Source organism: Arthrobacter sp. R3-55, from assembly GCF_054161505.1.
Genome location: NZ_CP096423.1, coordinates 3,353,946 through 3,371,584 on the forward strand (window position 1 = coordinate 3,353,946; position 17,639 = coordinate 3,371,584).

Sequence of the window (17,639 nt, forward strand, 5' to 3'; positions counted from 1 at the left end):
ATCAAGGATCGAAAGGTAGCATGGGCGGGTGAACCAGTCGCCCGTTCCTGCCACCACTTCCGGAACTCCTGTGGCGTCCCCGTCAACCACCGGAGCCGGTGACACGCCGGACAGTATGGAGCAACCACCCACCCCGGTCATCGGGGACGTGATGCAGTCGCGTCGGACTTCGGCGATGGAGCACGCTGCAGCCGCGCCGCTTCCGGGCCGCGGCCTGGAGCGCCATCGCTGGATCGCACGGCCACCGGAGGCCTATACCGCGCAGGCCCTCAGGGAGCGCCTGATCGGCGGGATCCAGAGTTGGCGGGACTACCCGGCGTCGTTACGCCTGTGGTTCTGGCTGATCCCCACCATCACTGCCGTGCTGGGCGGCATCCTCCGCTTCTTCCGACTGGATGCTCCGCACAGCCTGGTGTTCGATGAGACTTACTACGTCAAGGACGCTTACTCCTATTTGGTGAGCGGCTACGAGCGCAGCTGGCCCGCCAACGCCAATGATTCCTTCAACGCCGGCAATCCGAATGTCCTCCTCAACACCCCGGAATATGTTGTCCATCCGCCGGTGGGCAAGTGGATGATCACCTTCGGGATGTGGCTGTTCGGTGGCGACAACCCGTTCGGCTGGCGCTTCGGTGCAGCGTTGACGGGGACACTGACCGTTTTCCTGATTTCCCTCATCGCCCTCAAACTGTTCCGTTCACACACCCTCGGCGCCGTTGCCGGGCTCCTGCTCGCCATTGACGGCCACCACTTGGTGCTCTCCCGGACGGCTTTGCTGGATGTTTTCCTCGCGTTCTGGATCCTTGCCGCGTTCGGCGCCCTGCTGTTGGACCGCGACGACGGTCGTCGTCGTCTGGCTTCACGGCTCGCCGCGCAAGCGGCTGCTTCCCCGCGAGGCCGCCCCTCCCCTACGCAGCTGGTGGCCGGTCCTTGGCTTGGAATGCGCTGGTGGCGCCTTGTTGCAGGGATCTGCCTTGGTTTGGCTGTGGGAACCAAATGGTCCGCGTTGTTCTTCGTGGCCGCCTTCGGCCTGATGACGGTCCTTTGGGACCTGAACGCCCGGCGTATTGCTGGAATCCGCAGCTGGTTCAGCGCCGGAATCCTCAAGGACGGCCTCCTGGCGTTCATCACCATCATTCCGGTGGCTGCCGTGACGTATGCGGCAACGTGGACGGGCTGGTTCCTGTCCAAGGATGCCTATTACCGGCAGTGGGCGGCCACCAACCCGGCACCGGGTTGGGATTGGTTGCCCAATTCCGTACGATCCCTGGCGCACTACCACCTTGAGGCATACAAGTTCCATCAAGGACTGAGCTCAGATCATCCGTATGAGTCCAGTCCTTGGACGTGGCTCCTCATGGGCCGGCCTACCTCGTTCTACTATCAGACGCCCCAGCAGGGCACGCCCGGCTGCGTCGTAGAGACCTGTTCCTCGGCCATCCTGCCCGTGGGCAATCCGGTGGTGTGGTGGGGCGGAACCATTGCGCTGGTCATCCTGCTGTTCTGGTGGGCAGGCCGGCGGGATTGGCGCGCAGGTGCCATCCTTGCAGGAGTCGCCGCCGGGTACCTGCCGTGGTTCATGTATCCGGAACGCACCATGTTTATCTTTTATGCTGTGTCCTTCGAGCCCTTCCTGGTTCTCGGTCTGACGTATGTGCTGGGGTTGGTCCTGGGCCGCAGCAGTGATCCGCCCTGGCGGCGGCGCTCCGGGCTTTATGCGGTGGGCCTGGTCCTTGTACTGGCAGTCGTGGCGACGGCGTTCTTCTACCCGGTCCTGACCGCGGAAGTGATCAGCTACCAGGAATGGCGGATGAGAATGTGGATGCCGTCGTGGATCTAGGAGGCAAGCAGTGAGGGAAGCCAGCACGGAGCTTCTGGTCCAGGCAGACCCGGATACCAACGTCACGGACCTCCTGCTGGAACGCTGCGCCAAGGATCCGTTTGGCACTCTGTACGCCCACAAGACGGCGAACGGATGGCTGAATGTTTCCGCGGCCAGGTTCCTCGCGGACGTTACCGCCCTCGCCAAGGGCCTGATCGCCGGAGGTCTCAACCCTGGCGATCCTGTAGCGGTGTTGTCCCGGTCCAGCTACGAGTGGACGTTGGTTGATTTCGCTATCTGGATGGCCGGCGGCGTCACGGTTCCCATCTACGAGACGTCCTCGGCAAGCCAGATCGAGTGGATCCTGGCAGATTCGGGCGCCCGCCGCATCTTCGTCGAAGACCATGCCAAAGCCGAACTCGTGCACAACTTGGTGGATCGGTCCGCGGCTCTCGGCGATGATCCCGTGGCGATCATGCGGATGGACCACGACGGCGACGCCCCCAACCTGACCAGCGTCTCCGCCGTCGGAGTCGGCATCATGGACGCTGAGTTGGAGCGCCAGCGCAGCGCAGCGAATCTCGCCGACATCGCCTCAATTGTCTATACCTCCGGAACCACCGGCAAGCCCAAGGGCTGCGAGATCACGCACGGCAACTTTGTCCTGGTGGCACGGAACGTCATTCCGTTCCTTCCCGAGCTCCTGATGCAGCAGGGCGCACGGACGCTGATGTTCCTGCCGCTGGCGCACGTCCTGGCACGGGCAGTACAAGTGGTGTGCCTGACTGCCGGCATCACGCTGGGTCACAGCGCGGGTGCCAATGGGTTGATGGCAGACCTCAGTACTTTCAAGCCCACGTTCCTGCTCGCCGTGCCGCGAATTTTTGAGAAAGTCTATGCCGGCGCCGGCCACAAGGCCGCCATGGGCGGAAAGGCAGCGCTCTTCTCTGCAGCGTCGGCAACCGCCGTGGAATATTCGACGGCGGTGGACCTCGCCTCGCGCGGACAGGGACCGGGGCCGGGGTGGCTTCTGGGCATGAAGCATGCCGCGTTCAACAAGCTCCTCTATCCCAAAGTTCGGGAGGTTTTCGGCGGACAGGTCGGCTACACGGTCTCCGGAGCCAGCCCGCTGAGTCTTCGGGACAACCATTTCTTCCATGGTGCAGGCGTGCCTGTGCTGGAGGGCTACGGGTTGACGGAGACCACTGCCCCGTGCACCGTCAACACTCCCAGCATGACCCGAATAGGTACGGTGGGCATCCCCCTTCCCGGCACCACCATCCGGGTGGCCCAGGACGGTGAGGTGCTGGTCAAGGGCATCGGTGTCTTCAAGGGCTACCATGCCAATGAAGAGGCCACCGAGGCTGTGTTTGTTGATGGCTTCTTCCGTACCGGTGACCTCGGCGAGCTGGACGCCGACGGCTTCCTGACGATCACCGGCAGGAAGAAGGACCTCCTGGTCACTGCTGGGGGCAAGAATGTGGCCCCTGCACCCTTGGAAGAGAAGCTCAGAGAGCACCCACTGGTAGGCCAGGCCGTGGTGGTGGGCGACGGCCGTCCCTTCGTCGCCGCACTGGTGAGCCTGGATCCTGAAGGACTTGCCGACTGGTGCGCCGAGAACAAAATCGGTGCTTTGTCACCTGCCGAAGCGGCCGGTAATGACCGGGTGATAGCGGCCGTTCAGTCCGCCGTGGACGAGGCCAACAAGCTCGTCTCCGCGGCTGAATCGATCCGTAAGTTCGCGTTCATCACCGCGGAACTCAGTGTCGAGTCGGGGCATCTCACGCCGTCCCTGAAACTGCAGCGGGCAGCCGTGGTCAACGACTTCAAGGCCGCTGTGGAGAAGCTCTACGAGAAGTAGCGGGACCACCTCGATCGCATCGAATCACCACCTAGTTCACGCTTCTCACCACCTAATTTCGCCAGAATCGCCACCTAATTCACTGTTCCCTCATCTGAGGGTCCTTGTTTGGGCCGTAGCGTTGCCCTCACGAACCACACGTTCAGGGGGACCTCATGGCAGCAAGTTCAGCAGGGCCGGCACAGGCGCTTTACTATTCCCGCGCCAGGGCCAGCATGGTTCCACGAATCCTGGGGCTGGCATTCATAGCCTTCGGCACACTTTTCATCATTCTGTCGATAGTCCAACAGCGAATCGATTTCCTGCTGGTACCGCTAATTACTTTCCCGGCGGAAATCTCCTGACGCATGGGCCCACATCCAACAGCCCGGGAGCTGTCAGCGGTGGGCGTCCGTCCGTTCCTTGCTGAGGTCATCGGCCTCAACAGCGGCTTCCGCGTCTGATTCCTGGTCCTCCTCCGCCGATGGGGCCGGGGTGAGGCTCCGACGCCGCTTGGTGGGCCAGGTAAAGATGAACGTCACCGTCGCCACGAGGAACACCAACGCGCCGATCACGATGCCCGCATCTATCCAGAACTGTCCCGGGAAGAGCCGGATGAGAGTGTCTTCCAGGGAGAACGTCCACGTTCCATTGGCGAAGAAAATCCGATGGAATTCCGTGAAGAACTGCTCCCAGCTCAGTGCCGCCAGGGCAGCGAGACCAATGATGATGACCAAAGTGACGATCGATCCTGCAAAGAGACCTCGGCGGATGCCGCCGTTGCTGCGCTTACGCAGGTACAGGATGGCGATGATGCTGAGGATGATGAGCAGCAGTCCGGCAGCGAAGGACGACAAAATGACCAGCTTCACGTCGGCCATGTGCGCCACTTCGCTGTCCTGGAAAAGCTTGGTGCCATCCTGGTTGACCAAACCACCCAGGTAACGCGGACCAGCCCAATTGCTGAGGTAGTCCACGGCGTAGGAGCCGTAGGTCATACGGTCATCAGTGCTGAATCCGTAGCCATCGCCCGGGAAACCCGGACGGTTGTACTCCACCCACAGGAACAGGGGGCTGGTAACAGCCCGGACGGCGAGCACCAGGAGGATCACCGGGTAGAACACAGCCAACAGAACCTGGAAAACCCGCGGTCCGATCGGCTTGACCTTGGCGGCTTGTTCACGTTCGGCGTTGCGTCGGGCCACTTCTTCTTCGGGCGGGCGGACCTGAAGGGCCGACGTCGGCAAGGGGTCTGAATAGTGCGAGGACTCTTTCTCCGACGCGGTATCAGCAAGAGTGTCAGCGAACAGCGGGGGTTCGGGCTCGGCGTCGGCCGCTTCTGCAGCCTTCCGATCGGCACGGCTCCCGGGCTGGCCGCCGGCGGGCGTCGCGGTAGCGGGCGTCGCCCCTGTGGCAACCGCCGGCGCGGGGTCAACCGTACCGGAAGTCGTCGTCGTGGGGGCAGCCTTCGCCTCAGTAGCCGCCGGAGAGGCACCGCTGGAGGTCTTCGGCTTCATCCAATCGAAGGCCGGCTCGTTGGGGTCCTCGTGGACGTCCGTGTCCGGTTCTTGTGGTTTTGGGCTCTTGTCGCTCACAGCGGTTTCACTTCCGTAGGCATCCACCGGCGAATGCGTACTGCCGGCTCTCTTGTCTGCATTCGAGCCTACCGCCCGGCCTTCCGCCGACACGCTGTGCCACCCCGGCTGAGCCCGGATCGAAACGTAACTGTAAGGTCTACGCGGCGATGCTGCGGTATCCGGCGTCGTTCGCGTCCAGGTCACCGGTAACACCGGTCCGCGCGGCCCTGCCACCAAGCACCAACGTGTACACCCAGTAGCCGGCCAGAACCAGGGCGCCTATGGTGATCTTCGCCCACACGGGCAACGCGCTGGGCGTCACGAAACCTTCCACCATTCCCGAAATCAGCAGAACGAGCACCAGCCCCAAGGCCACGGTGATCAAGGAACGCCCCTCGTCAGCCACAGCCTGCAGCCGTGTGCGGGGCCCCGGGCGCACCATGGCCCAGAAAATTTTCAACCCGGCTGCGCAGGCAATGAACACTGCGGTCAGTTCCATCAAGCCGTGCGGAAGGATGTAGCTGAAGAAGACGTCCATTTTCCCGGTCGCCAGGAAAAGTCCCGCGGCCACGCCCAGGCTTTGAGCGTTCATAAAAAGGATGAACGGCACCCAGAACCCTGTGACGCCGAACGCCACGGCTTGGGCCGAAATCCAGGCGTTGTTGGTCCACACGGCTCCGGCGAACGAGGCAGCCGGGTTTTCCGAGTAGTAGTCGATGAAGTCTTCCTCCACGTACTGCTGGACCTTGGCTTCACTGGCCACGGCCCTCAGCGCTTCCGCCGATGTCCCGATCCACAAGGCGTACGCGCCGGCCACCAGGACGAATGCAACCCCGCACCAAAGGGTCAACCAGCGGATCCGGTAGAACGCCGCCGGCAGGGAAATGACGAAGAACTGTGCCAGGTCTTCCATGAAATTCGAGCGCGCCCCGGTGAACCTGGTCCGGGCCTGGGCCAGCCCTGCAGACAGGGTGGCCGACAACGCAGTTTCCGGGGCCACTGAACGGATCAGCGACAAATGCCCGGACACCGTCTGATAGAGCCGCAACAACTCATCCGCTTCGGCTCCCGTGAGCCGGCGCTTATGCGCAAGGAAATGAAGCCGGGACCATTTGTCCCCATGTACGGCCGAGAAGGCGTCGATGTCCACGGCACCACCCTAGCGCCTCAGTCCGCGTGAAGATCAGTCACGCCGCTAGACTCGGTGTTACGGGCACGCCAAGCGCCCGCAGCGTTTGCGAGGCATGGGGGCTGGCATGAGTTCAATCATCACAGGCGAGGCAGTGGTCCTCGAACTGCGACCGGCATCCTTCGCTGCCCGCGCGTTGGGCCTCATCCTCGACGTCGTCTCCCACATAGTGTTGGCGATACTCCTCATCATCCTCGTCAGTATCGCCTCGGAGGATCTCGATGAAGCCGCCATCCGGGCCTTGATCCTGAGCAGCGTCGTCTTTTCCATCGTCATAGTTCCCGTCACCGTGGAGACCCTCACCCGTGGACGCTCCCTGGGGAAGCTCGCTACAGGACTTCGGATAGTGCGCGACGACGGCGGCTCCATCCGCTTCCGGCACGCCGTCATCCGGGGGCTGATTGGCGTCCTGGAGATCTACCTGACCTTCGGCGGCCTCGCGATCGGCGTGGCGCTGTTCAACGACCGGTCCAAACGCCTCGGCGACATCGTTGCCGGAACCTACTCCCTCCGCCAACGGGTCCCCTCCAAACCCCGGATCATGCCCGTGGCACCGCACTACCTGCAAGGCTGGGCTGCCATGGCAGACATCGGCAGGGTCCCCGACTCTACCGCCCGCAGGGCAGGTACCTTCGTGCAGCAGGCCTACCTCATGGCCCCGGCCTCCAGGGTCAACATGGCCACCTCCATCGCCTCGGAACTCGCAAAGTACGTCGCACCTCCCCCGCCTACTGGGACAATCCCCGAGGACTACATCGGAGCAGTCCTCGGGGAACGCCGCAACCGCGAACTCGTCCGCCTCCGCCAGGCGGAGCAGCGGAACGCTTCCGTCGGTGAGCGGCTGCAAAAGCTGCCGTTCACTGACGGTTAGTGCCCGCCACCGGCTTGTCCCGGTTGCGGGTGTTAGCCCCAGTGATCCGGTTTTGTGAGCCTTTGTGGCAGGAGGGTTGTGGGGTCGCCTTCGGCGGCGGTGATCTGTGGTTGGGTCAGATACAGCGCCCTGGAGAGGTCCGCGCCGTGGAGGTGGGCTCCTCGGAGATCGGCTCCCAGGAGGTCTGCTGCCGTGAGGTCGCTGTTCCTGAGGTTTGCTCCTATCAGGTAGGCACTGCGGAAGTTGGATCCGCAGAGGCGTTGGTTCGCCAGGTCCGCGCCCATCAGGTCAGCGCCGGTGTGTTCACCGTTCCGGTCAGTACCGTCGTCGTGCGTTTGCGTGTCCTCGGCTCCGTAGGAGGCTCGTAGTTCTTCGCTGACCTCCATCAGGAGGGCCCGGACTTCCATATGCAGGGTTTCGACGTCGGTGTCCAGGATCGCTGTTGCGTCGCCTTGGGCGGTGGTGGTGATGCGCCCGGTCAGGTGGCCCGCTGCTGAAGCGAGGTCGGGATCGAAGGTCCGTTGCTGAGCTTCGGCCAAGTACCAGAGCATTTCGTGGAGTTGCCTCACCACCTTGAACACGGCGAACATCGAGGACGTGGACGAGGGGTTGTCCCTCCAGCTTGTACCGCCAAAGGTGCGCTGGGAGACCACTTGGCCTGCGCCGAAGCAGTCAAAGACGGTGCACCCCCGGAAGCCGCGGGGCCGAAGCCGTTGATGGATGGCGCAGGAAAAGTCGGCCGACATGTTCGGGCACGGCGTGGCGGCCGGTTTGTCGATGGCAAAGTCAGCCGAGCGGGCGAATCCCAGCGCTGTGCAGCAGAGGGCAAAGCAGTTGCCGCAGTCCGGGCGAAGAATTGGTTGAAGAGTCATGTGTGCTCCAGGTGATGAAAGAGATTCCGATGGAAGGAGCCGGGGAACCCGTGGACGGGTTCCCCGCAGGGAAACCCGTAATCACCGTGGAGGGCAGCACAAAATGAAGGGCCAACATGTGGTCGGCGCAGGAAATATTCGTCAAAGACCGCAGGAAATAATCACTGCGACCAATCGTACCCGCTGGCTTAGCGTTGGGCGTAGCTCGCCCAGGGGATGTTCCAGTCGCCGAAGCCTTCCAGCGGCTCTACTGCGGGTGCCCCGGTGTTGAGGATCTGAACGACGTCACCGGTTTTCATGTTGTTGAAGAACCAGGCAGCATCCGCCGGCAGCAGGCCCACGCAACCGTGCGAAACGTTGGCAACCCCGATTGAACTCCAGGCCGCTTCCAGGGCTTGGTGCACGTAGACACCGGACCACGTCAGGCGGTTGGCGTACTCCACCACCAACGGAGGGTAGTAGCCCTTGTCCCCCGGCTTCAGGCCGATGGTTCCCGCATTGAAGTTGGAGTGGCGTTCCTGCTCCATAATCACGGCGTAACCGGTAGGCGACAACCAATCTTCGCCACCGAGCGACACTGGCGCGGTGTGGACCAACTGCCCGTCGGAGTACACGTTCATGGTCTTGGTGTTGTCATCCACCACGGCCACGCGCTGGGGGCCGGTGGTAAAGGTGGATACGACGTCCGCGTTTCCGATCATCTTGTTGCCGAAATCGACACCAAGGAGCTTCATGTCCACGGTCACCGTGGTGCCCGTTGCCCAAAAGGCTTCCGGGCGGATCCGGACCTTTTTGTCCGAGTACCAGTGCCAGGCAACCGGCTGGCCGGAGGAAACCGTGATGGCCACACGCTTCTCCATGGCTGCTTTATCCACCACGGGCTCGCTGAAGTTGATCTCGATGGGCTGGCCCGAACCGGCCGTGGTTCCGTTGCGGGGGTAAATGGAAGCATCTGCCTCATACGCCGCGGAAACGGTGGTGAAGGTTTGGGTCTTCTTGGTTTCCTTCCCGGCGGTATCCACCACTGTGAAGGAATAGTTGTACCGGGTCTTGAACTTCAGCACTTCCAGTGTGGTCCAGGTGCTTCCATCCGGGCTGGTCTTGCCTTGGACAGGAGTACCGCCATCCACGGGAGCCAGGACCACGTCCTTGACCTTGCCGTTGACGGCCTTGATCTGCGGCCCCACCACGGGATTCCACTCGATGGTGCCATCCAACGGTGTGATGCCCAGCTCCACCGGCTTCGCTTCCACCGTGGGTGCTGGGGACGGCGCAACACCGCTGTCCTGGGTCGAACCAGCCAGCAACCCGGGCACGGTGGCCACACCGATTCCGCCCACGGCAATAGCGGCGCAGATCCCTACGATGGCAAGGATCTTGCCTGTCTTCCGTTTGGCGACTTCCGTCATGGTTCCCGTCTTCCTGTCCCCCGGCAAGCAATACTGAACACCCAATTCTAGCCGAAAGGCCGGCCACGCTGGTCGCGTGTCCGGCCTTTCACCATCGATTTGGGTGGCGCTGGACCACTTTAGTAGCGGTAGTGCTCCGGCTTATAGGGACCAGCAACATCCAGGTCCAGGTAATCCGCCTGGTCCTTGCTCAGTTCCGTCAGCTCAACGCCAAGTGCGTCCAGGTGGAGCCGGGCAACCTTCTCGTCCAAAATCTTGGGAAGCACGTAAACCTGCTTCTCGTATTCCCGTTCCCCCGCAGGCTGGTCCTTCTTGGTCCAGAGCTCAATCTGCGCGATGGTCTGGTTGGCGAAGGAGTTGCTCATCACGAACGACGGGTGTCCTGTGGCATTGCCAAGATTGAGGAGGCGGCCCTCGGACAGCACAATGATGGACCGCTCGGAATCCGTGCCCCCATCAAAGACCCATTCGTGGACCTGGGGCTTGATCTCCACCTTCTTGACACCCGGGATCTTAGCCAATCCGGCGATGTCGATCTCGTTGTCAAAGTGGCCGATGTTTCCAACAATCGCCTTGTTCTTCATGCCCAGCATGTGCTCGGCCATGATGACGTCCTTGTTGCCCGTGGTGGTGATGAAGATGTCGCCCTGTGCAAGCACAGTCTCCAACTTGGCCACCTGGTAGCCGTCCATGGCCGCTTGGAGGGCGCAAATGGGATCAATCTCGGTGACGATGACCCGGGAGCCTTGTCCACGCAGGGCCTCTGCAGCGCCCTTGCCGACGTCGCCGTAACCGCAGACGACGGCTACCTTGCCACCCATAAGGACGTCGGTGGCCCGGTTGATGCCGTCAGGGAGCGAGTGGCGGATGCCGTACTTGTTATCGAACTTGCTCTTGGTGACGGAGTCGTTGACGTTGATGGCCGGGAACAGCAGTTTGCCCTGCTCGGCAAGCTGGTACAGACGGTGGACGCCGGTGGTGGTTTCTTCCGTGACACCCTCGATCCGGGCGGCCAGGCGTGTCCACTTCTGCGGATCAGCTGCCAGGGTCCTGCGGAGGAGGTCCAGAATGAGGACGTATTCTTCCGGGTCCTCTTCCGTTGCCGACGGCACGGCACCGGCGGCTTCGAATTCCACGCCCTTGTGGAGCAACAGCGTTGCGTCGCCGCCGTCGTCGAGAATCATGTTCGGACCCAACTCCGGGTTGGTGTCCGCGCCGGGCCAGGTGAGGATCTGCTCGGCAGTCCACCAGTATTCTTCCAGCGTTTCGCCCTTCCAGGCGAAGACGGGCACGCCCTGGGGGTCCTCAGGCGTTCCCTGACCAACGACGACGGCGGCAGCGGCTTCGTCCTGGGTGGAGAAGATGTTGCAGGAAGCCCAACGAACTTCAGCGCCCAGCGCGGTAAGGGTCTCGATGAGGACGGCCGTCTGGACGGTCATGTGCAGGGAACCGGCAATCCGTGCGCCCTTGAGGGGCTGCGAAGCGCCAAATTCGGCGCGGAGGGACATGAGTCCCGGCATCTCGTGCTCGGCGAGGCGGATCTGATGGCGGCCGGCTTCGGCAAGGGAGATGTCAGCCACTTTGAAGTCAAAAGTCATGAAAGTCCTTAGGGGTACCGTGCGGATTGAGTGAAGAAGTGTGGGCTAGGCCTTGGAATCGTGCTGGCCGGAAGTGGCTGCATTGGCCGCGGCGAGGAGCTCCGGCGGCAGGAGCAGGGGGATGCCGTCCTCGATCGCATAGCGGAGTTTTGCCCCGTTGGAGTCTTCAGCGGTGGAGACCAGCTCCTCGCCCTCCTGGACCAGCGGTGAACCCGTTACGGGGCAGCGCAGGATGGACAACAGTTCAGGACTGACCTTTGGCATGAATGATGCTCCCTGGGTGGCGCCGGCGTGGCGCAGCTGGCGGATGTTATCTGCAGATTCCAGACTACCGCGCAGGATCAGGCTGTTTGGAGCGGGGCGACGAATTGCGTCCCAAGCTGAAAATCGAAGCCGAAAAGCTGATGGGGTCAGGATGGTTCGCGGAGGATGCGAAGGTGGCCGCGCCTGGTTCCCTCCACTGACGCAGGCGGTTCCAGGTGCGCGTGGCTCTGACGGGCAGGATTCTCGGGGGCTGCGGAGGCAGCCTCACGAACGGCGTTTGCGAGAGCCAAGAGGTCATCGGGACCAGGTTCGGGCGGCGAGGAAGGCATGGCCAGGCGGAGCACCTCCCAGCCCCGCGGAACCGTGAGGCTCTCCGCATGCTGGGAGCAAAGGTCATAGGCGTGCGGCTCGGCGTAGGTGGCCAATGGGCCAAGGACGGCGGTCGATTCGGCGTACACGTACGTCAAAGTAGCCACCGCGGACTGGCGGCAGGCTGACCTTGAACATTGACGAATAGCACCCACAACATCCCAGATTAGCGCCAATTGGCCCCGGATTCGCGCATTGGGTGCCCGTGGCCCCCTGAAGCCGGCGACTCCGCGGCTAGTCCGGCGCGGTACGGGGCGATGATGTCGCGCTGGCGGTTCCACGGGACTAAAGTCGATATATGCAGTCACAGCCACATGTTCCCGGATTCAGCATCCGGTGGACTGACGCCGATGGCGATCAGGCAGAGCAACACGCCGGTTCGGGCGCGCGCGGTTTCCGGCGGCGCCGACGTAACCGCCACGGGCGGGGGCTGCGCGGAGAGCTGATGCTCCCCAGCCTTCCCGGCTTCCGCACCCGCGCAGAGCGCTTCGATGACATGGTGCTGGACTCTGCCGAACGGCTCCAGGACATGTGGGGACAGCAGCTGGACGGCGTGCTGTTTGCCGTCGACGAGATCCCGCCCAACCTGGAACAACTTGTTGCCCAGGGAGGCCCGGCACCCTTGGGCGCCTATACGCCCGGCGGCCGGGGCGAGGCACCCATGATCACTGTGTATCGCAGGGTGGTGGAGCAAGGCTCCAACACCCGGGAGGAACTGCAGGACCTGGTGCATGACGTCGTGGTGGAGTACACCGCTGAGATGCTGGGCGTGCCCCCGGAGACACTGGATCCCGTGTACCGCCGCCGGTACCAGTAGCGCCCGCTAGTAGCCCACCGAAACCGGGACCTTCTCAAGTCCGGCGGCTGCGTCCTGGATGGCCACTACCGAGATGTCCGGGCGGCCTTGGGTACCGAGCACCAGTGCGCCGTAGATCGGGTCACCGGAGGCTGAGACCACATACCCGGCTACCACCGAGTCCCCGGACTTGGCAGGGAGTTCGATCAACGAGGTTGTGCCACCGGACATGTCCACGTCAACGGACTTGCCTACTGCACCGTCAGCGGTGACGGACGCGTAACTCACCGTGCCCCGCCCCTCCGGGACGCCGAAACTCAAGTACCGCTGCCCGCTGCGCGGAACGGCCACCAGGTGCTGGCTGCCCAGGCGGGCAGAGGAGGGAGACCACGCGAAATCGGTGGCTTCCTCTGCCTTGGCTCCCCGCGTCACCCGGGCCGAAGCCACAAAGGCGACGTCGGAGCTTGCCCTGACGGTATAAGTACCGGCAGGTATGCCCTCAAGGTTGACGGTGGCTACTGATCCGCCCTTGACGGTGACCACTCCCCCGCTGGGAATCTTGCGTTCGCCGTTGGCCCCATAGAGACTGACCTGCACTACGGCATCGGTGGAACCGGGGACGGCGATCTGCAGGGCCGGCGCAGCGTCAGCGAAACCGGATTTTGCGGCCAGTGCCTTCGTCGCTGCAGGATCCTGGATATCCACACCGGACATGACCTGCAGGCTCGAGGCCCCGGAGCCCGGCGAAAGGTATTCGACGCCGCCGGGAGCAAGACCACGCAATACACTCTGCTGAATGGTCGCAGCCACCGGGCCACCGGTGCTGCGCACATGGACAGCGAGTTGCGATTCGCTGGGAGCCAGGCCTGCAAGGTTCACTGAGCGGGTAGTTCCGGGAGCAACCAGGAGGCCACGTGCCCCTGGCGCCTGAATTTGGCCTTGCTCCCCAAAGAGGTCAAGGTTCACCGTGGCGGGAGTCTCCGAGGCGTTGCTCAGGTTCAGGACTGCCGTACGGCCTACTGCTGTGTTGGCTCCCAAGAGCCAGGCGTCGTTTCCCGGCGCTTGGCACTGGGCCGAAGCCAGCCCACGGAGATCTCCATCGGTGGCGGCGTAGCTGAGATTGGCGGTAAGGGAGGCTTGCTCATTTCCCAGAGGGTCCGCTCCCACGACAGCCGGAGCCGTCACCGGTGAAATCGAGGCAATACCGGCAGACAACACCGGAGGTCCGGCGGTTGGGGAGGGAGTACTGGCCGGCGCCTTGGCGATCTCGGCGACGGCTTCGCCTTCCAGCGTCGTCACTTTGCTCCCGGGAACCGTTCCTGCGGGGTTGCTCAACACCACTGCGTTCAGAGCGCTGACGGCGGTAGTGGAGACGGGGCTGAAGTCTGCGTCCGTTCCTACCACCGTTCCATTGACCAGGCGGGCAGGTTCCGGGCAAACACCCAGGGCGCGGCCCGCCGGAACGTCGGCCTGCCGGATATCCATGGTGGTCCCGCCGGATGGCTGGGGCAACATCGCGGCCGCAGCAACAGCACCTCCACCGGCGGCCAGGATGACCACTGCGGAGAGGGCACCTGTGACAACACCCCGGTTGGAGCTCCGCGAGCCTTTACCGGCACTGCGCGAGGTCTTTTGCTCGACGGGCTCCTTCTTGTCCTCAGACACTGCTGTACTCCTTACGGAGGGAGACTTCATCCCTCGACATACCGGTTCGGGTGCGGCGCGCAGGCATCGGGATGGCCAACAGGACCGTCAGCCCTATCACCACGGCCTGCATCATGCCGAGCCACAAAGCCCAGGGGTTGGTGTAACGGATTTCCAGCTCACCACCGTTGGTTGGAAGTTCAAAGGCCTGCGACCATCCGGAGGTGGCCGGCGTGAGCTGTTTGCCATCCAGCCAGGCTGTCCAGCCGGGATCGGCGCGTTCAGCCAGGACGATCTTGCGGCCCTCTCCGCCTGCAGGGACGGAAGCGTCCACAGACACTTCATCTGCCGGCACTCCTGCCACGGTGGTGCCCTCGGAATCGATGATCCGGACGCGGTGCGCGGTTTCGGCAGCTGTTGCGGCAGGCTGGTTTCGGGGCGTGACACGCCACAGCCATCCGGCGTCGGTCTGTCCAACGGCAACCAGGCCCGGAACTGCGTCTATCCTGCTCGCCGTCAGCTGGGCGGCGTTGTCCGCGGCCTTCAGGACCACGAATCCGGCTCCCAGCTGTTCAAGATCGGCGCGCGGGTCCACTCCGCTGCTGGCAACAATGGTGGCTACCGCCCGTCGAAGCGAGGCTGTGGCGGCGTCGTCATCCACAATTTCCTCGCGACCCGGTGCGCCGATGATCGTCCGGGCGGACGCGATGGTGGACAAGCTGTCCAAAGTGGTGCCGGCTCCCCGCATCAAGGAGGACGTGAACGCACCCTCTTCGCCGCTGGTAATGACCAGTGTGCGGGTTCGTTCAGGTCCCTGGCCACGGTCCACGGCGGTGGCAGGCAGCGTGCCGGACTCAACCGGCCATACTTGGCGTTCAGCTCCCAAGGACGATCCCGGCTCGGCCGAAGTGGCTGATGCGGACACCCCTGGCGGGGGCGAAGGTTGAAGAACGTTACGGGCTGCCCAGGCACCCATGCCTGCAAGAGGCCCAGCCACAAGGAGCATCAGGACCAGCCCGGAAGCCACACGGCTCAGGGGCAGCTTCGAACCACTGGAATCGGTCATCCGACGAGGCGCCGGGAAGATCTTGTCCGCACCAATGACCGCAGCACCCAGCAGTAGCATGCCGGCCGCTGAGACCGCGGGGCCGGTGAAGGGTCCAACGATGACGTTGTTGTTGACTCCGGTGGCGACGTGCCCCACCAACCAGCCGCTGGCCAGGGTGGCCAGGGCCGCCAACCAGAATACGCGTGCCACGGCCGTCCGCTTGCCGGGCAGGAACAGTGCCGTCACTGCCAGGATCAGGACCGGCGCGCTGACCAACAGCGCCAGCAGCAAAGCCCACGGCAGTGGCCCTGGACCAAAGAAAGGCAAACCGGTCAGACCGCCGTCGATCTCGAATGCCAACGGTTGTCCGAGCAGCTGCTGCCAGAGCGGCGCAGCCTCGAACGTCACAGGCAGTCCGGGATCAGCCAGCAGGGCACGGGGTCTGTCCACCACGGAAATTCCGTAGGGCACGAACAAGGCGACGGTGGGCAGGAGCGACCACCACAGGGTCTTGCCACGCTGGCCCAGGATGACGGCCGCCAGTATCACGGCAACAACTATCGGTCCCAAAAGGGACGGCGCCGAAGCGGTGACAATGGCCATGGCGAGCCCTCCGGCCGCGGCTGCTGTCCACGAGGGTGTTCCGTTGATTCCGGGCTTACCGGGCACGGGAGCAGGACGCCTGCTCAGTGATGGGGCGGCGTGCCAAAGCGTTTGGCCAATTGCAGAACCTGATGCACGCAAGAGGGCCAGCAGCAACAGCGGCATCATCACATGGGCAATCAGGGCACCGGCGCGGCCCTCGTTGATGGCGATGAGCAGTGCAGGAGCGGCGGACCACGCCAAAGCCGCAACAGTGCGGAAACGGCGTTTGGTGGTCAAAGCACCGGCAGCGAACCATGCGCCAACGGCAGAGAGCGGCATGGCAAGGATCAAAAGCCAAGCCATGGCAGAGTTGCCGTCTCCCCCGCCAAAGAGGGACAGCAGCCACAGCACGTAACCAAAGGGATCCCCGTGACCCGGCAATCCTGCACCGAGGGAAATCCACCATGAAGAGGCGTTGGCCCAGATGTCTCCCGGCATTGAAGAGAGTGGAATGAGGCCGCCACCGGCCACGACGCCGGAGCGGAGCAGCCCCAGCAGGCCAACAAATGCTGCCACAAGGGCCACCAAGGCTGCTGCGACCGCGCCTGTTCCCACCCAACCGCGTTCGTTGGTTGCCAGTGCCGTGAAATCGTCCGCGGCATCGCCACTGGGTTCCGGTGCCAGGAGGTCGGAGACTGCCGACGGCTCTTCACTGGGCCGGATTGCCTCCAGCAAGGAGCGCCTGTTGGCACGGACTTCACGCGTGGATGTTTGCAAGCCGCGGATCACGGAGCGGTGGACCCGGCGCGTCCTTGCCGCAACGCGGCGGCCCCGCGCAATGGCCAGCGGCCGGATGAGGGCGGCAATGGTTGCAGTGAACTGGGAGAAGCCGTATCCGGGCTCCTTGACCAGAATGCTCAGCACGAGTCGAATGACTGCTCCGAACAGTGCTCCCAACGCCTGGAAAGGAACCTTCCACCAGGCAGTGTGCTTGAGCCGTAGATGGATCTGGGCTTTCCGCGCGGCCGAGGACGTGCCCAACCCATGGGGCCGGTGCTCAACGTGGAACATCCTGGCGCTGGGAACCACCACCACACGATTTCCAGCCAGCCAGTTGCGCCAGCAGAAGTCCACGTCATCGCCGCTGCCGGGCAGTGCAGGATCGAAGCCCTGCATCAACTCCCAGACATCGCGCCGGATCAACATACCGGCCGAATTCACGGCAAAAGTGTCAGTACGGGCGTCGTATTGCCCTTGGTCCACTTCGTCGGCATCGATGAGGGTAAGACGTTCCGCCCAGCGGCTCGTGGAAAGCCCCACGTCCACCAGGTGCCGCTCATTGTCCCAACCCAGCTGCTTGCAACCGGCCACCGTGACTGAGGGGGCTCGTTCAACGGCATGCAGAAGTTCAGCCAGGGCGTCGGCTGCCGGGGCTGCGTCGTCATGAAGGAGCCAGATCCAGTCAACCGGGCCGGTGCGGCTTCCAGCGTCACCGCCTGCTGCTTCTTTGTAGGGGGCCAGCTCCTGGAGGCCGGCCTGAACTGCTGCGCCGAAGCCGGATTTCGGCTGCTGGAAGGTGGTGACATTGCCTTGGCCGAAAGCTTCGCGGAGCATATCCAGCGAACCGTCCATGGAACCTGTATCAACGCCAATGGCGGCATCTGCCGGACGTGTTTGATCCGACAGTGCCGCCAGTGTCCTGGGGAGATAGTTGCCGCCGTTGTGGGAGACCACAACGGCGGTAACGTGAACTTC

At 63.4% G+C, this 17,639-nt stretch carries 14 protein-coding genes; 5 read left to right on the forward strand and 9 right to left on the reverse strand.

Going from position 1 to position 17,639, the window contains the following annotated elements; genetic code table 11:
- Positions 1 to 28 precede the first annotated feature (28 nt).
- From M1D51_RS15360 to M1D51_RS15370, 3 genes are all read left to right on the forward strand, one after another.
- Positions 29 to 1,840 carry a dolichyl-phosphate-mannose--protein mannosyltransferase gene (locus tag M1D51_RS15360; protein WP_458107097.1) on the forward strand — a complete coding sequence of 604 codons (1,812 nt, stop codon included), beginning with the start codon at positions 29 to 31 and terminating at the stop codon, positions 1,838 to 1,840.
- Between the two features lie 10 nt (positions 1,841 to 1,850).
- Entirely contained in the window at positions 1,851 to 3,683 is a 1,833-nt protein-coding gene (locus M1D51_RS15365) for an AMP-dependent synthetase/ligase (protein WP_458107098.1), read from the forward strand.
- A gap of 155 nt (positions 3,684 to 3,838) precedes the next feature.
- The gene (locus M1D51_RS15370; RefSeq protein ID WP_458107099.1) at positions 3,839 to 4,027 is read left to right on the forward strand and encodes a hypothetical protein; all 189 of its coding nucleotides are present in this window, start codon (positions 3,839 to 3,841) and stop codon (positions 4,025 to 4,027) included.
- Between the two features lie 33 nt (positions 4,028 to 4,060).
- Here M1D51_RS15370 and M1D51_RS15375 read toward each other — a convergent pair whose 3' ends face one another.
- On the reverse strand, positions 4,061 to 5,257 hold the full coding sequence (locus tag M1D51_RS15375) for a TIGR01906 family membrane protein (RefSeq protein WP_458107100.1): 1,197 nt from the start codon (positions 5,255 to 5,257) through the stop codon (positions 4,061 to 4,063).
- Between the two features lie 139 nt (positions 5,258 to 5,396).
- A complete protein-coding gene (locus M1D51_RS15380; RefSeq protein ID WP_172325189.1) occupies positions 5,397 to 6,389 on the reverse strand; it encodes a stage II sporulation protein M in 993 nt (330 codons plus the stop codon).
- Positions 6,390 to 6,495: 106 nt separating this feature from the next.
- On the opposite strand from M1D51_RS15380, the gene M1D51_RS15385 reads away from it, so the two are divergent.
- A complete protein-coding gene (locus M1D51_RS15385) occupies positions 6,496 to 7,299 on the forward strand; it encodes an RDD family protein (RefSeq protein WP_458107101.1) in 804 nt (267 codons plus the stop codon).
- A gap of 32 nt (positions 7,300 to 7,331) precedes the next feature.
- Here the strand turns inward: M1D51_RS15385 and M1D51_RS15390 are convergent, their stop codons facing one another.
- The 5 genes from M1D51_RS15390 to M1D51_RS15410 all read right to left on the reverse strand — a co-directional run bounded on the left by M1D51_RS15390 (position 7,332) and on the right by M1D51_RS15410 (position 11,966).
- Entirely contained in the window at positions 7,332 to 8,171 is an 840-nt protein-coding gene (locus tag M1D51_RS15390) for a pentapeptide repeat-containing protein (RefSeq protein WP_458107102.1), read from the reverse strand.
- A 188-nt stretch (positions 8,172 to 8,359) separates the two neighbouring features.
- The gene (locus M1D51_RS15395) at positions 8,360 to 9,580 is read right to left on the reverse strand and encodes a L,D-transpeptidase (protein ID WP_172326293.1); all 1,221 of its coding nucleotides are present in this window, start codon (positions 9,578 to 9,580) and stop codon (positions 8,360 to 8,362) included.
- A 119-nt stretch (positions 9,581 to 9,699) separates the two neighbouring features.
- Positions 9,700 to 11,178 (reverse strand): adenosylhomocysteinase, encoded by a 1,479-nt coding sequence (gene ahcY / locus M1D51_RS15400; protein WP_458107103.1) that lies wholly within the window; start codon positions 11,176 to 11,178, stop codon positions 9,700 to 9,702.
- Positions 11,179 to 11,223: 45 nt separating this feature from the next.
- On the reverse strand, positions 11,224 to 11,442 hold the full coding sequence (locus M1D51_RS15405) for a Trm112 family protein (protein WP_172324617.1): 219 nt from the start codon (positions 11,440 to 11,442) through the stop codon (positions 11,224 to 11,226).
- A 146-nt stretch (positions 11,443 to 11,588) separates the two neighbouring features.
- The gene (locus M1D51_RS15410) at positions 11,589 to 11,966 is read right to left on the reverse strand and encodes a DUF3499 domain-containing protein (RefSeq protein ID WP_172324616.1); all 378 of its coding nucleotides are present in this window, start codon (positions 11,964 to 11,966) and stop codon (positions 11,589 to 11,591) included.
- Between the two features lie 143 nt (positions 11,967 to 12,109).
- On the opposite strand from M1D51_RS15410, the gene M1D51_RS15415 reads away from it, so the two are divergent.
- Positions 12,110 to 12,628, forward strand: coding sequence for a metallopeptidase family protein (locus M1D51_RS15415; protein ID WP_458107104.1), 519 nt, complete (start codon positions 12,110 to 12,112; stop codon positions 12,626 to 12,628).
- Between the two features lie 6 nt (positions 12,629 to 12,634).
- On the opposite strand, the gene M1D51_RS15420 is transcribed toward M1D51_RS15415, so the two are convergent.
- Together M1D51_RS15420 and M1D51_RS15425 are read right to left on the reverse strand one after the other, a co-directional pair.
- A complete protein-coding gene (locus tag M1D51_RS15420) occupies positions 12,635 to 14,302 on the reverse strand; it encodes a DUF5719 family protein (protein WP_458107105.1) in 1,668 nt (555 codons plus the stop codon).
- Positions 14,265 to 17,618 carry a glycosyltransferase gene (locus tag M1D51_RS15425; protein WP_458107106.1) on the reverse strand — a complete coding sequence of 1,118 codons (3,354 nt, stop codon included), beginning with the start codon at positions 17,616 to 17,618 and terminating at the stop codon, positions 14,265 to 14,267. The genes M1D51_RS15420 and M1D51_RS15425 overlap by 38 nt, the downstream gene beginning before the upstream one ends.
- Positions 17,619 to 17,639: the final 21 nt, after the last annotated feature.

Coding starts and splice junctions, on each gene's coding strand:
- M1D51_RS15415 (WP_458107104.1), top strand. CDS start 12,110: ATGCAGTCACAGCCACATGTTCCCGGATTCAGCATCCGGTGGACTGAC.
- M1D51_RS15370 (WP_458107099.1), top strand. CDS start 3,839: ATGGCAGCAAGTTCAGCAGGGCCGGCACAGGCGCTTTACTATTCCCGC.
- M1D51_RS15420 (WP_458107105.1), bottom strand. CDS start 14,302: ATGAAGTCTCCCTCCGTAAGGAGTACAGCAGTGTCTGAGGACAAGAAG.
- M1D51_RS15385 (WP_458107101.1), top strand. CDS start 6,496: ATGAGTTCAATCATCACAGGCGAGGCAGTGGTCCTCGAACTGCGACCG.
- M1D51_RS15390 (WP_458107102.1), bottom strand. CDS start 8,171: ATGACTCTTCAACCAATTCTTCGCCCGGACTGCGGCAACTGCTTTGCC.
- M1D51_RS15405 (WP_172324617.1), bottom strand. CDS start 11,442: ATGCCAAAGGTCAGTCCTGAACTGTTGTCCATCCTGCGCTGCCCCGTA.
- ahcY (WP_458107103.1), bottom strand. CDS start 11,178: ATGACTTTTGACTTCAAAGTGGCTGACATCTCCCTTGCCGAAGCCGGC.
- M1D51_RS15395 (WP_172326293.1), bottom strand. CDS start 9,580: ATGACGGAAGTCGCCAAACGGAAGACAGGCAAGATCCTTGCCATCGTA.